12 protein-coding genes are annotated in these 13,845 nt (G+C 72.9%); 5 read left to right on the forward strand and 7 right to left on the reverse strand.

The window, feature by feature from the left end; all coding sequences use genetic code 11:
• Positions 1 to 19 precede the first annotated feature (19 nt).
• Together LNW72_RS04605 and LNW72_RS04610 are read left to right on the forward strand one after the other, a co-directional pair.
• Entirely contained in the window at positions 20 to 1,654 is a 1,635-nt protein-coding gene (locus LNW72_RS04605; RefSeq protein WP_250974171.1) for an ABC transporter substrate-binding protein, read from the forward strand.
• Positions 1,655 to 1,701: 47 nt separating this feature from the next.
• Entirely contained in the window at positions 1,702 to 2,727 is a 1,026-nt protein-coding gene (locus LNW72_RS04610) for an LLM class F420-dependent oxidoreductase (RefSeq protein ID WP_250974172.1), read from the forward strand.
• A gap of 41 nt (positions 2,728 to 2,768) precedes the next feature.
• Here the strand turns inward: LNW72_RS04610 and LNW72_RS04615 are convergent, their stop codons facing one another.
• Complete coding sequence (locus LNW72_RS04615) at positions 2,769 to 5,489, reverse strand: tetratricopeptide repeat protein (RefSeq protein WP_250974173.1); 2,721 nt, start codon at positions 5,487 to 5,489, stop codon at positions 2,769 to 2,771.
• A gap of 280 nt (positions 5,490 to 5,769) precedes the next feature.
• Here LNW72_RS04615 and LNW72_RS04620 point away from each other — a divergent pair, with 280 nt between their 5' ends.
• The gene (locus tag LNW72_RS04620) at positions 5,770 to 5,946 is read left to right on the forward strand and encodes a hypothetical protein (protein WP_250974174.1); all 177 of its coding nucleotides are present in this window, start codon (positions 5,770 to 5,772) and stop codon (positions 5,944 to 5,946) included.
• A gap of 32 nt (positions 5,947 to 5,978) precedes the next feature.
• On the opposite strand, the gene LNW72_RS04625 is transcribed toward LNW72_RS04620, so the two are convergent.
• Positions 5,979 to 6,350, reverse strand: coding sequence for an STAS domain-containing protein (locus LNW72_RS04625; RefSeq protein WP_250974175.1), 372 nt, complete (start codon positions 6,348 to 6,350; stop codon positions 5,979 to 5,981).
• Between the two features lie 265 nt (positions 6,351 to 6,615).
• Here LNW72_RS04625 and LNW72_RS04630 point away from each other — a divergent pair, with 265 nt between their 5' ends.
• Positions 6,616 to 6,837 carry a hypothetical protein gene (locus LNW72_RS04630; protein WP_138353469.1) on the forward strand — a complete coding sequence of 74 codons (222 nt, stop codon included), beginning with the start codon at positions 6,616 to 6,618 and terminating at the stop codon, positions 6,835 to 6,837.
• 54 nt (positions 6,838 to 6,891) lie between these two features.
• Here LNW72_RS04630 and LNW72_RS41560 read toward each other — a convergent pair whose 3' ends face one another.
• The 5 genes from LNW72_RS41560 to LNW72_RS04655 all read right to left on the reverse strand — a co-directional run bounded on the left by LNW72_RS41560 (position 6,892) and on the right by LNW72_RS04655 (position 11,509).
• Positions 6,892 to 7,806, reverse strand: a complete 915-nt coding sequence (locus tag LNW72_RS41560; protein ID WP_250974176.1) for a GNAT family N-acetyltransferase — start codon at positions 7,804 to 7,806, stop codon at positions 6,892 to 6,894.
• 84 nt (positions 7,807 to 7,890) lie between these two features.
• On the reverse strand, positions 7,891 to 8,832 hold the full coding sequence (locus LNW72_RS04640; RefSeq protein ID WP_250974177.1) for a sigma-70 family RNA polymerase sigma factor: 942 nt from the start codon (positions 8,830 to 8,832) through the stop codon (positions 7,891 to 7,893).
• Positions 8,833 to 8,960: 128 nt separating this feature from the next.
• Positions 8,961 to 9,557: a TIGR03086 family metal-binding protein gene (locus LNW72_RS04645; protein ID WP_250974178.1), complete on the reverse strand. Its 597-nt coding sequence runs from the start codon at positions 9,555 to 9,557 to the stop codon at positions 8,961 to 8,963.
• Positions 9,558 to 10,003: 446 nt separating this feature from the next.
• Positions 10,004 to 10,198: a 4Fe-4S domain-containing protein gene (locus LNW72_RS04650; RefSeq protein ID WP_250974179.1), complete on the reverse strand. Its 195-nt coding sequence runs from the start codon at positions 10,196 to 10,198 to the stop codon at positions 10,004 to 10,006.
• Positions 10,199 to 10,267: 69 nt separating this feature from the next.
• The gene (locus tag LNW72_RS04655; RefSeq protein WP_250974180.1) at positions 10,268 to 11,509 is read right to left on the reverse strand and encodes a cytochrome P450; all 1,242 of its coding nucleotides are present in this window, start codon (positions 11,507 to 11,509) and stop codon (positions 10,268 to 10,270) included.
• Between the two features lie 186 nt (positions 11,510 to 11,695).
• On the opposite strand from LNW72_RS04655, the gene LNW72_RS04660 reads away from it, so the two are divergent.
• The gene (locus LNW72_RS04660) at positions 11,696 to 13,729 is read left to right on the forward strand and encodes an NB-ARC domain-containing protein (protein WP_285370045.1); all 2,034 of its coding nucleotides are present in this window, start codon (positions 11,696 to 11,698) and stop codon (positions 13,727 to 13,729) included.
• The last annotated feature ends 116 nt before the right edge of the window (positions 13,730 to 13,845 follow it).

Below are 13,845 nucleotides of genomic sequence, written 5' to 3' on the forward strand. Positions count from 1 at the left end.
CCGACCCCGAGGACTCACGATGACGCACCACCACGCCACGCCACGCTTCCGGCGCAGAACCGGGGCCCTGCTGACCGCGGGACTGCTGCTCGCGGCCGCCGGCTGCGGATCGGCGGCCACCACGACGGGTTCGGACGGTCCGGGTGCCTCCGACACCAACGGCCGGGGCGGCACCCTGGTCATCGGCGCGACCGGCAAGCTGCCCAACCCCGACACCGTCATCGGCGGTGCCGGATTCGAGGGCAAGCGCCTGGTCAGCTTCCAGTTGTACGAGGGGCTGACCCGCTACGACCTGTCCAGGACCGACGCGCCCCCGGAGATCACCGGCGCGCTCGCGGAGTCCTGGAAGGTCGCCGCCGACGCCAGAACCTGGACCTTCACCCTGCGCAAGGGCGTGAAGTTCCAGGACGGCACCCCCTTCGACGCCGACTCGGTCGTCTTCAACCTCGACCGCTACCTCGACAAGCACAACGCGCAGTACACCGACGCGCTCGGCGCCGCCGCGCAGGAGTACGCCGGGGACATCGCCACGTACCGCAAGGTCGACGCCGACCACGTCGAGCTGGTCACCACCGCGCCCAACGGACACTTTCCCGAAGACCTCGCCCATGTCCTGATCGCCAGCCCCACCGCCGTCCGGAAGTACGGAACGGCCGACTTCGGGCAGCACCCGGTCGGCACCGGGCCCTTCGCGTTCAGCTCCCAGACGGCCGGGCAGGAGATCGACCTGGTCGCCTACAAGGGATACTGGCGCGGCGCGCCCAAGCTCGACCGACTGGTGATCAAGTCGCTCCCGGACGTCGCCGCCCGTACCGCGGCGCTGCGCTCCGGCGGCGTCAACTGGATCGAGTACCCGAACCCCGACGACATCGACAGCCTCAAGGCCGACGGGGTGCAACTCGTCACCAACAGCTACGACCACCTGTGGTACTGGATCCTGGACACGTCGAAAGCACCGTGGAACGACCCACGGGTCCGGCAGGCGGCCAACTTCGCCATCGACCGCAAGGCGATCGCCGGGAAGCTGCTGCACGGCACCGCCGACCCCGCCTACCAGGCCGCGCCCCGGGCCACCTTCGCCTTCGATCCGGCCGGCGACGCCTACTCCTACGACCCGGCCAAGGCCAGGCGGTTGCTGGCCGAGGCGGGCAAGGCCGGCGGTTTCAGCACCACCGTCACCGTTCCGACCGGCGGTTCGGGCAACCTGCTTCCGGTGCCGATCAGCGAGGCGATCCAGCACGACCTCGCCGCTGTCGGCATCAAGGTGCAGCTCCGCACCACGGACTGGTCGACCCTGATCAGCGCCGAGGCCAAGGGCCAGGTCGCACTCGGCTCCGACGCGATCGCGCAGTCCACCACCCTGTTCCAGTCCGAGGCACTGCTGCCGCTCTTCATCGGCAGCAAGAGCCCCTTCTGGACGGGCCACTACACCAACGCGCGGGTGGACACCCTGCTCGCGTCCGCGTCGGCCTCGACGGACCAGGCCAAGCGGCGGGCCGACTACCGGCAGGCGCTGGATCTGGTGACGAAGGACGCGCCGTGGCTCTTCGTGGTCAACGACCGCAATCCGCGGGCGCTGTCGCCCAAGGTCCGTGGTCTGGTGCAGCCGCAGTCATGGTTCCTGGACCTGACGACCGTCTGGGTCCGCAAGTAGCCCGGCGTCCACCGTTGTTCATCCGCCACGAGAGGACCGTCGCCCCCATGACCGCCCCGCACGAACCGCCTCCGCGCCTCGCGGCGGCCCCACCGCGGTGGGGCATCACCCTGCCGCTGCCGGGGCTCACCATCGACCGGCACCGCTTCATCGTCGAACGGCTCCCGGACCTCGGCTACACCGACGTCTGGAGCGCCGAGGGCGGCGGCACCGACGCCTTCACCCCACTGGCCGCGGCGGCCGCCTGGTCCTCGTCGCTGCGCATCGGCACCGGCATCGTCCCGGTGCACACCCGCGGTCCCGCGGTACTCGCCCAGACCGCCGCGACCCTGGCCCAACTCGCGCCTGGGCGGGTGCTCCTGGGGATCGGTGCCTCGGTGCCCGCCCATGTCACCGACATCAACGGGATCCCGTTCGACGAACCGTTCAAACGCACCCGGGACGTCCTGCGGTTCGTCACCCGGGCGCTGCGCGGCGAGCACGTCTCCGGAGACTTCGACACCTTCTCCATCACCGGCTTCCAGCTGCCGCACCCGCCGGCCGCACCGGTCAAGGTCATCCTGGGCGCGCTGCGTCCTGGCATGCTGCGGCTGGGCTTCACCGAGGGGGACGGGGCGATCACCAATCTGCTCTTCCCCGAGGACGTCCCCACCGTGCTGAACGCGGTCGGGCCGCAGCCGGCCGGCAAGGAGCTGGTGGTCAAGGTGTTCGTGTGCCCCACCGAGGACACCGACTACGCCCATCGCGCCACCCGCCCGTTCCTCGCGTGGATCCTCAACCGCGAGCCGTACCGCAAGTTCCACGAGTGGCTCGGGCACGGCGAGTTGCTGCGGGAGTCGCACGAGCGGTGGGAGGCCGGCGACCCCGAGGGCGCCCAGAAGGCGCTGCCGGACGAGGTCGTGGACGGTCTGTTCATCAGCGGATCGCCCGAGGAGTGCCGGGAGCGCATTCTGCGGTACCACATCCCGGGGGTGACCACGATCCAGCTGTACGTCTCGCTGCCGCCGGAGGTCTTCGTCAGCCGGGCCAAGGTGCTCGACACGCTGGCCCGGCTGGGACCCGCCGCCGGCTGAACCGCACTTGATCCGGGGGGTATGGAGGGGCTCCCCCTGATCTAGGAGCCGGCGGGGCTGCCCCAGTGGTTCAGCAGCTCCGCCACCTCGCGGGTCCTGGGATGTCCGGCGCCCTGGACCCGCGTCATGTCGCTCAGCAGCGTCGTCAGCCGAGTCGTCGCCCCGGCGCGGTCGCCCGCCCGGTCCTGGAGTTCGGCGCTCTGCTGCCGGGTTCGCAGCGCGCGGGGATGGTCGGCTCCCAGGATCCGGTCGATGAGCGGCTGGAGGCGGGCCAGTTCGGTCACGGCGTCGGCCGGGCGGCCGGTGCGGCCGCTCCAGAAGGCGAGGTTGACGCGGCAGGTGAGGGTCGTCGGATGGTCGGCCCCGAGCGCGCGTTCCGCGTCGATCGCGGCGGCGGCGAACTCCTCCACCGCCTGCTCGGGGCTGCCTGCCAGACCTCGCCAGTAGGCGAGGTTGTGCCGGGCGACGAGGGTGTCGTGGTGCAGTTGTCCCGCCGCCGTGCGCAGGGCGTCGACGGCCTTGAGGTGCATCGCGACCGCCGCGTCGGGGTCGCCCGCCTCCCCGATCCACCGTCCCAGGTCGGTGAGGGCACCGAGGGTGGCCGGGTCGCCGATGCCCCGTTCACGTTCCAGGTCCTCGGCGACGGCGGCGTAGGCGTCGCGCGCGGCGACGGCGTCACCCGCGAGCCCCCGGCACATGGCGGCGAAGCCGCGGGCGTCGAGGGTGGGCGCGGCACCGGGCCCGAGCGCGCGGGCCGCGTCGGCGGCGAGGGTGCTGAAGGCCTCCGATGCCTCGCCGACCCCGCCGGACTCCATCAGGAAGCGGGCTTCATGCAGCCGCACGGACAGGGTGTCGGGATCCGCGGCGCCGAGGTTCTGTTCCGCCGCGCGCCGGATCCCGGCCAGCTCGGCGTGAGCGGCGGTGGCGTTGCCGAGGTCGCCGACGGCCTGGGCGACCTGAGAGCGGAGGAACAGGACGTCCCGGTGGCCCTCCCCCAGCCGGGCCCGTGCCCGGACCAGCAGTTCGGAGCAGGTGTCCCGGGTGGCGGCGGCCCGGCCGAGACCGGTCAGATGGGGACCGGTACGGCGCAGCACGGGATGCATCCGGCCCTCCCAGAGCAGCTCGCCGGCCGTCAGCCGGAGTGCCTCCACGTTGCGGTAGAGGGCGGCCGCGAGGTCGGGACCGATCTCCCGCGACGCCCAGACCTCTTCCAGTGCGTCCGCCGCGGCGGCGGCCAGGGCCGGCCGGTCCGCCGCCGGTACGGTCTCCCGCGCGGCGCGCTGCACCAGGGCGTGCGCTTCGACCGTGGCGGGGCCGCGTTCGCTGTCGTGGGTGACCAGGCTCAGCCGGTGCAGGGCGCGCAGCGCGAGGAGGACGTCCCGCTCCCGGGGCCGGTCCTGCTCCCTGCCGATCCAGCGCCGGGCGGCTCCGGTGTGCAGCACCACCTCGGGTATGCCGCCGGGAGCCAGCATCGCCACCAGTGCCAGCGCCGCCCGGACCGTTCCGGGGTGGGCCAGCGTCTCGGCGCGTTCGAGGGCCGGCCGGAAGGTGCTGGAGACCGTCCCGCCGTGTTCGTCGGCCGGGGACGAGGAGGGGAACAGGTCCGCCAGCGTCTCCTGCCGGTCGTCGAGGAGCCGCCGGTACCGCGCGAGGCTCAGGCCGGTGTCGATGACGAACGCCGCCGCCTGGGACAGGGCCAGCGGGAAGTGGCCCAACGCCTCGGCGAGGGAGTCCACTTCGGCGTCGTGCCGCGATCCGCCGGTGCTGTCGGAGGCCGGGGACGACGAAGTTCCTGGGTCCGCGCCGAGGCGGGCGCGCAGATAGCCGGCGGCCTCCTCGGGGGTGAACATCCCGACCCGGATGATCCGGGATGACGGCCGGATCACCGACGCGTCGCGGCGGCGGGTGGTGACGACGCTCGTCCCGTGGTCGCCGACGGGCCAGATCCCCGCCAGTTCCGCCGGGTCGTCGACGTCGTCGAGCACCACGAGCCACGGTCGGGTGGTCGTGCGCAGCCAGCCGACGAACAGATCCGCCTCCGCCTCCTCGTCCCATCCGCGGTCCCCTCCGCCGCCGGCGTCCCGGGCGCCGGTCGCACCCTCGGCGGCCATCACCCGCCAGGCGCGGGCGCAGGCCGCCAGCGCCGACTGACGGGACGACGCGGGAACCCACACGGCCAGCAGTCCACGCCGGCGGGCGCGGTGGAAGGCGGCCGCGGCCAGCTGCGACTTGCCGACCCCGCCCGCCCCGGTGAGCACGACCTGACGGACCTGACGCTCCTCGATGGCGGAGTCCAGGGCGCCGGCCAGGTCCGGCCGCTCCCGCAAGGCCGCCGCGTCGCTCGGCGGACGGCCGACGGCAAGGCCGCGCACCGCTCCTGCCGGGCCGGGTTCCGCACCGGCGGCGGCTTCCGCGGCGCCGTGCCGGGCGGGCGAACGCTCCTCGCAGGCGGCGCGCCACAGCCGTTCCCACTGCGCGATGGACAGCCGGGGGGCCGGTCCCGGCCCGGTTCCGGCCACGGCGGTCTCGACGGCGCGGACCACGGCCACGACGACGTCGAAGTCCCGTGGCACCGAACGGCCCCCCAGCCACTCCCCCAGCCGCCGGGCGTTGACCTCGACCCTGCGCCCCGACGGCAGCGCCGTGCGGCCGGCGCGGCGCGCCAGGGTCTCGTCCGACACGTCGGGCAACTCCCGGCGCAACCGCGCCAGCGCGTCCGCGAACGCCCCCCGTGCCTCCCCGGCTCCGCGCCCGGTCGCCACCGCCACCCCTGCCCCCACTCCCAGCGCCGCACCGGCCCGCGCGGGTCCCCGCTGGGCCCGCTGCCGCGTTCGAAGTTCCCAGTCTGCCGTCCGGAAGGGCTGTTCGGCCGGTGTTCCCGGAGCGGGCCGCACCGGGGACCGTCTGTTTCCTCGGTGACCCCACTCCGACCTGGCACGACGGGAGTTGCGGCGCCGCCGGGCCCGCGACGGGGCCGCGCGGCCGTGGCTACGTTCGACCCATGCCGCAGGGACAGCGCGGCACTCTCAGTGAGGAGCGGAAATGACGCAGCAGCAGACGCGCGGCCCCCTTGGCCCGTGGAAGGCGTTGATCTTGTTCGGGGTGGTCTGCAACGCCATCGGTCTCTTCACCCACGTGCCGGTGTGGACGCTGCTGGGAGCGCCCGCCGCCCTGGTGGGCGTGATCGGTCTGTTCGCGGCGCGACGACCGCGGACCTGAGTGGATCCGACCAGGGGCTGGGGAGACACGGCCTAGGGGGCCGGTTCGGGGGCCGGTTCGGGGGCCGGCATGTGCTCCAGCAGGTCGAACTGCAGCCGGAGTTCGGGGAGCCGGAGGATCCGCAGCGTCGGCGGGTGGGTGCAGAGCAGTCGGAGCCGGCCGTCACGGGCGACCGCCCGGCCGCGTGCGCGCACCAGGGTCGTTATGCCACTGCCGTCGAGGAAGTCCACCTGCCGCAGATCGATGAGCAGGTCCGGGTGGACTCCCTCGGTCAGGGCGTCCAGGAAGCGGGTGAGGTCAGGGGCGGTCAGCAGGTCGATCTCGCCGCGGAGCGGCACCACGGTGCAGTCCCCGTGGGCACGGGTGTGATCCGGTGAGAACACGGGCATGGTGGACTCTTCCACGACGGCTCCCTCAGCTACGGGACGATCGTGCGGGGGTACCGACAGGGTCAGGGTCGACGCGAGTCACCGTACGGGCACCCGACGAGTTCCGGACGCGTTTCACGAAACGGCTGCACCATCGCCCCCAACAGTGCTAAAAGTCGGGTCGCTGCGCTCCGGCTGCAGCCGGCAAGGCACGGACCGGGGAATCTCCGGGGCCGGTGGTTCGTTGGCGGAGTAGGAACCAGGGGGTTCCGATCTGTGCCGAGCCGAGTCCGGGGTCGCCATGAACGCACGTCATGAACGAGCGGGTCATTCCAACGGGCAGGGCCTCGACGGGCAGCGTCCCGCCGAAGACCCGGCCGAGGGGCGGGCCGCCCGCTTCGGGCAGCTCCCCGAGCGCATAGCGCCGGAGCAGATGGTCGAGGAGAGCCCGTCGGATCCACCGAACGACCCCCAGTTCGGCCGCAACCCCGACAACGACTGGCTGATCCGCTACTGCGCCTGACGCACCCGGACCGGGACGAGGCCGGAACCGGACCGGAGGCGGGGCCGGATGCCGTTACGGCAGGGAGCCGGTCCCCGGGGGCAGTTCGATGGACCGGGTCTCCTCGACCACCGGGTAGCCCGCGCTGGTGTACAGGCTCATCGCCACCTCGTTGCCGCCGAACACGTTGAACATCAGGGCGGAGTCGCCGGCCTCGACGGTGGCGAGCTCCCCCACCGCCATCGCGGCCCTGCCGTACCCCTTGCCGCGGTGTTGCTCATCGATCTCCAGCGAGAAGCCGAAGGTCACCCCCGGGATGTGGCGGTGCTTCAGCCACCCGGTGCCGATCGGGGCTCCCGCGTGCTCCAGGACCAGGATGGAATGGTCCTCGGTGTCCAGGCCCTGAGGGATCAGTTCCGTGTAGGCGCGGTCGGCCCTCTTCCGGGCCTCGTCAGGGGTCATGGCCCCGGACCGGATGATATCGGCGGCAAAGGCGGCGTTCTCGGCCGCCAGCCACCCCGGGTACTCCGCCGGCGTCATCGGCCGGGCGGTGACCCCGTCCAGGGGCCTCGCGGCGTCGGTGATGACACGCATCCGGAGCTGGCCCCGCACCGGGTAGTCGGCGAAGAGCCCGTCGGGCTCGACGAGCCGTACGGCGACCCGCGTCGCGCCCTGCCGCGCGCACCATCCCTCGGCCCAGGACCTGGCGGCCCGCTCATGGCCCTGCCCGGCGTGGGTCGCGTCGACCCAGAGGTCGCCGATGCGGCCGGTGGGGGTGTCCGTTTCCATGGTCACCGCGACGAAACCCACCCGGGTGCCGGCCGATCGGATCTCGGCGACGGTCCACTCGGCGATGCCCTCGCAGGTCCGTCCGAGGCCGGCTTCCGCCGCCGCCTCGGGATACCCCACGGCGCCGTACGCGGCGCGGAGCCGTCGTTCGAAGCCCGGCTGCCAGCTGGACGTGTCGACAAGAACGCTGAATTCCGTCACTCCACCACTCTAGTGACCGGGACTGACCCGCCGTCGGGTCGGACGGAGGCCCTGCGGGTCAGGCCCTGCGGGTCAGCCCCTGCGTCAGCCGATGCGGGAGAGCTTGTCTGGATTGGTCACGAAGTAGATGCCCTGCACCTGAGCACTCTCCGGGACCAGCTCGACGACCAGCACCGCGAAGGGCGATCCGGCACGGAACAGGACTGCCGACGGGTCTCCGTTGATCCGCTCGTAGCGGATGTCCAGGCCGCGGCCGACGCGGCCGGCGCGGGTGGACAGCAGGTTGGCCACCTTGTCGCGACCGTGGACCGGCCGCAGTCCTGCGGCCGTGGCCTTGCCTCCGCCGTCGGCCCACAGCGTCACGTCGGGCGCCAGCAGTTCGAGCAGGGCCTGCAGGTCACCACCGGACACCGCCGCGGCGAACCGCTCGGTCACCTGCTGCCGCAGCCGCGGGTCGGCCCGGTAGCGGGGACGCCGGGCGTGCACGTGTTCGCGGGCCCGGTGCGCCAGCTGGCGGACCGCCGCGGGACTGCGGTCGAGGATGTCCGCGGTCTCGGTGTGGGCGTAGCCGAACAGCTCGTGCAGGACGAACACCGCGCGTTCCAGCGGGGTCAGGGTCTCCAGGACGACCAGCAGTGCCATCGACACCGACTCGGTGCGCTCGGCCACATCGGCGCCGTCACCGGTGGCCGTCGCGTCGGTGAGCGGTGTGATCAGCGGCTCGGGGAGCCACGGGCCGATGTACGTCTCACGCCGCCGGCTGATCACGGCCTGGCGGGCCAGCGCCTTGTTGACCGCGATCCGCACCAGGTACGGGCGCGGGACGAGGACCGGCTCCGCACCGGGCGCTCCGACCCTGGACGTCCACGCCAGCCAGGTCTCCTGGAGGACGTCCTCGGTGTCGGCGACGCTGCCGAGCATGTCGTAGACGATGGAGAACAGCAGCTCACGATGGCCGACGAACACCCCCGTGGCGTCGTCCGCCGCCGTTTCGCGGGCCCTGTCAGCGGGCGGGGTGTCGGACATCGTGGGCCTCCTGTCGCTGGTGCGACCTGAGAGCGGTGCGGACGGCCGGAGTGTGACATCCGCACCGGGATGGTGGTCCACGTCTCATCGCGGCGCCGACGGGATCCCGCTCACGGGGAGACCGTGCATCAGCTCCACTGCCCGGGATCACGGCCGAAGAACGCCGCGAGGCGGTCGTACACCGGAGCGTCCGGGCGGGCGGTCACCTCAGGGCCGATCGCCGCGGAGCCGTCTCCCTCGCCCCGGAACTCCGGGCGCAGCGCGCCCCGGGCCCAGGTGAGTGCGGCCTCGCCCACCTCGGGGTCGAGCGTGACAGGCCGGCCCAGCGCCTTCGCCAGGTCCCATGCGTGAACGGCGAACTCGGTCATCTGCTGGTCGACGGGAAACCTGGCGGGTACCTCCCCCATGCCGGGGAGCTCGATCGTGCCGGTCAGGTCGCCGGCCCGCCCCCAGACCCCGAGGAGCGCCGCGGAGCCGTCGGAGAACGCCTCGGCCCGCCCACGGCCCGCGCCCGGCCCGGACCCGCCCGCCGTGGGAGTGCCGCCGCCGGCCCGCTGCGTGGACCGCCCCAGGCCGTCGACGAGGTGATCGACGAGCTCGGCGACGGTCCAGGCGGGGCAGGGGGTCGGCCGCGTCAGCTGGTCGTCGGTGACCGAGGCGACGAGCGCACCTGTCTGGTCGAGGGAGCGGGAGAGCAGCGTGAGGGGTTCGGCGGACGGCGTCATCGGCATTCCTCGGGTTCTGGAGCGCCGGACGGGGGCCGCCGCGCTCCGAGCCGGTGTGAAGGACCGGCTCAATATCGCATCCGGATCACGGACCTGGGGCGGACGACACGTTCCGCGGACCGGCCACGGCGGGCCACCGCGCGCGGACCCGGGTACCGCATCGGCTGCGCTCCGCGCCAACTCTGGTGTCCTTCAACGGTGTTCACCCGATCGGGCAGCGAGCGGGGCGCCGGGGAAGCGGGGCGTGATCTCCCCAGGAGGGGGGTACGCGACGAGCGACCAGTGTCACCCACGAGACCCGGGAGTGTGCCGTGGATTCTTCCCGCCTGTCGATGAGCGCCATCGTGCGCGTGGTCTGCCCGCGGTGTCACCGCACCAAGTGCATCTGCGCGAAGCGGAGGCAGTGGTCCCACTGACCGGCCTTCCCCGGCGGGCCGCCGGCGGCGTCAGTCCCTGATGCCGATGGCTCCCGCCGGGCAGCACGCGACCGCCTCCTCGACAGCGGATTCCTCGCTCTCCGGCGGGTCGGCGAGCAGCAGGACCACCCGGCCGTCGTCGTCCGCCTGGTCGAAGACGTCGGGGGCGGTCAGGACGCAGAGGCCCGAGCTGCAGCACAGGGCGCGGTCGACGGTGACACGCACGGGGTACTCCTTCACGATTGCACGATTGCACGATGGGGAGGGACGGCGGGTTCGCGGCGGCGGCCGGGGTCACCAGACGACGGGCAGGTGGAAGAGGCCGAACACCGCCATGGTGTGACGGAACGACAGCTCCCCGGCGGGAACGCCGATCCGCAGTCCCGGAAGTCTCCGTACGATGCCGGTGAGGGCGATCTGGAGTTCCAGTCGGGCCAGCGGCTGTCCCAGGCACTGGTGGACGCCGAAGCCGAAGGCCAGGTGCCGGCGGCCGGGACGTTCCACATCGAGCCGGTCCGGCTCGGGGAAGGCCCGTTCGTCGCGGTTGGCCGCGGCCAGCGAGACGAGCACGCCCTCGCCCGCCCGGACGGTGACGTCACCGATCTCCGTGTCGGCCAGGGCCACCCGAGGCAGTCCGGTGTGCACGATGGTCTGGTGGCGCAGCAGTTCCTCCACCGCTCCCGGCACCCGGCCCGGGTCCGCGCACAGCAGCTCCCACTGGCGCGGATGCCGCAGCAGGTCCAGGACGGACAGCGCCGTCATGTTGGCGGTGGTCTCATGGCCGGCGATGAGCAGCAGCAGAGCCATCCGGACGGTGTCGTCCATGGTGAGGTCGTCATGGTCCGTGTGATCGGCGAGGAGCCGGCTGAGCAGGTCGTCCTGCGGACGGACGGCCTTCTCCCCGACCAGCTCCCGCAGGTAGCCGCTCAGCTCGTCGCGTGCGGCACGGACCTCCGCCACGGAGGTGTTCTGGTTCAGCAGCACCCGGCTGTGGTCCTGGAAGAAGCCGTGGTCGGCGTAGGGCACGCCCAGCAGTTCGCAGATCACGAGGGACGGCAGCGGCAGTGCGAACGCCTCGACCAGGTCCGCCGGCGGACCGGCCGCGATCATGTCGTCGAGCAGGTCGTCCACGATCCGCTCGATGCGGGGCCCGAGCCGTGACACCCGCTTGATCATGAATTCCTGCGTCACCATGCGGCGTTGGCGGTCGTGCTCCGGCGGGTCCATCCGGATGAACGAGGGCGGCGAGTCGCGGAGGGCGGTCGCGGACGGCGAGACGAACGGGAAGCCGTCACGGGTGGAGTCGGCGCTGAACCGTTCGTCCCGCAGCACCTGGCGGGCCTCCGCATGCCGGGTGACGAGCCAGGGCCTGCTGCCGTCCCAGAGCGTGACGCGGGACGCGGGAGCCTGCTGCCGGAGCTCGCCGAGGAGCGCCGGCGGATCCATCGGGCAGCCGCGGTGCGCGGGGTAGGCGGGGTCCGCGGCGCGGGCGGCGGACGGTCCGCCGTGGGACGGTGTGGCATCGGTGTGGGTCATGGAGAACGTGCACCTCCGGTGGGAGCCCCCGTAAACTGGTAGCCTGAGGAAACTAATTCGACGGTAGATCGTCGGATCCCGAAGCGGTAGGGCGCGTTCCGGACACCCGCCGGCCGCCGCCGGGGAGCGGGTGGATTCCCCGTCGCGCCTGACCTCGCTGCCACCTGGTGCCAGACTGGGCCCGTGATGGGGCATATTCCCGAGGAATCCACCAGTTTCGTGGGACGCGTCAGCGAACTGGCCTGCCTGGACGGAGCATTGGCCGGTCACCGGCTGGTCACGCTGACCGGTACCGGCGGCGTGGGCAAGACCCGGCTGGCGTTACAGGCCGCGGCCCGCGCCGCCGAGCGGTTCCGCGACGGTGTGTGGTGGACCGACCTGTCGTCCCTGGACGGGGAACGGCTCTTGCTGGCGACCGTCTCGGACGCTGTCGATCTCTCCGACCACACGTCCCGGCTGCCGGTCGAGGCGCTGTGCGCATGGCTCGCCGGCAAGGAACTGCTGCTGGTACTGGACTCCTGCGAGCATCTGGTCGACGGCTGCCGGCATCTGGTGGCGGACCTGCTGACCACCGTTCCCGGCCTGACCGTCCTGGCCACCAGCAGACAGCCGCTGGACCTGGACGCCGAACACCTGATGGGCGTCCTCCCGATGCGGGCCGACGGCCAGGACGCGCTGTCCCTGTTCACCGAGCGCGCCGCCGCGGGATCCGGCGGCCGGCTGACGGAGACCGGCGCCGGCTCGGCCGCCGGCGCGATCTGCCGGCGGCTGGAAGGCATCCCCCTGGCGCTGGAACTCGCCGCCGCCCAGGTCGGGCAGGCCACCGTCGAGGAGGTCGCCGAACGGCTCGGCTCCCGCTTCGACCTGGTGAGCCGGTCCGTCGCCGTGTGGCCGCAGCGGCACCGGACCCTGCGGACCACCATCGGCTGGAGTCATGAGCTCTGCCGGCCGCTGGAGCGACTGCTCTGGGCACGGCTGACGGTCTTCCGGGGCGGCTTCGACCTCGAGTCGGCCCGGTCGGTGTGCTCGGGCGGTCCGCTGAGCGCCGAGGCCGTCGGCCCCGTGCTGGAACGGCTGGTGGCCCAGTCGGTGGTCCGGCGGGACGGCCTGCGCTACCGCATGCTGGACACCATCAGGGAGTACGGCCAGTGGTGGCTCCGGGCGCTGTCGGAAGATGCCGCCCTGGCCGACCGCCACGCGTACCACTACCTGCGGCTGGCCCGTCAGGCCGACGCGGGATGGCTCAGCGCCGACCAGGCCGGCTGGTACCGCTGGGTCAACGACGCGCGCACCGACCTGTGCACCGCCCTGGACCACCTCCTCGCCAGGGCCCCCCGGCACGCGCTGGACCTCGCCGGACTGATCGGCTTCTTCTGGAGCGGCTGCGGCCATCTCCACGAGACCCGCGGCTACCTCGAACAGGGACTCTCCGGGTACCCGGTGCGCGGCCGCGAACGGACCCGGGCGCTGTGGGCGTTGGGCCTGACCGTGACGCTCCAGGGCCAGTACGAGACCGCGCGCCGGCTGAGCGAGAAGTCCGCCCGCGCGGCGCGGGAGGACGGCGACAACGAGGCGATCGTCGCGGCCGCCTATCTCAGCGGGCTGATCTCCCTGCTGACCGGGGACCCGCTCGCCGCGCAGGTGACGGCCGATCACGCCCTGGAGGCGGAACCCGGCCGGCCCTACGCCTCGGCCGCCCGGTTCCGCTGCCACCTGGTCAGGGTGTTCGCCCTCATCGGACTCGGGAAGCTGCCCGAGGCCCGATCCGAGGCGGAAGCACTGCGCGACCGGTGCGTGGAGCTCGACGAGTGCTGGACCCGCTCCTACCTCGACTACCAGCTCTCCATCGTCGCCCTCCTCGCCGGCAACCCCACCGCCGCGGCCCGGCACGCCCGGACGATGCTCGACGGCAAGCGGCTCCTGCGCGACAACTTCGGCATCGCCCTGGGCCTCGACCTGCTGGCCGCCGCCATCGCGGCGCAGGGCGAAGCCGAACGCGCGGCCGGGGTCTTCGGCGTCGGGCAGGCCTTCTGGCGCACCGTCGGCCATCCCCAGCGCGGGACGCCGGAGTTGGGACCGATCCGGGAGGAGTGCGAACGGACGGCGCGCGCCGGCATCGGCGACGAGGCCTACGAGCGCGCCTTCCGGCGCGGCGCCTCGGCGAACCTCCAGGCCGCGCTGGCCTCCGTACTGGACGCCGCCTCCCCGATCGAGGCCTGATCCGCGCCACCGGCGGACGAATCGTGATGGATCAGGCAGCGGTGAGTGCCGCCCCGGCTCGTTCGGCCTCCCCACCCACCCCCTGCGCCACACCCGTCCGGCCCCCCTGACCGTCC

This window comes from Streptomyces sp. RKAG293 (assembly GCF_023701745.1).
Lineage (GTDB): Bacteria > Actinomycetota > Actinomycetes > Streptomycetales > Streptomycetaceae > Actinacidiphila.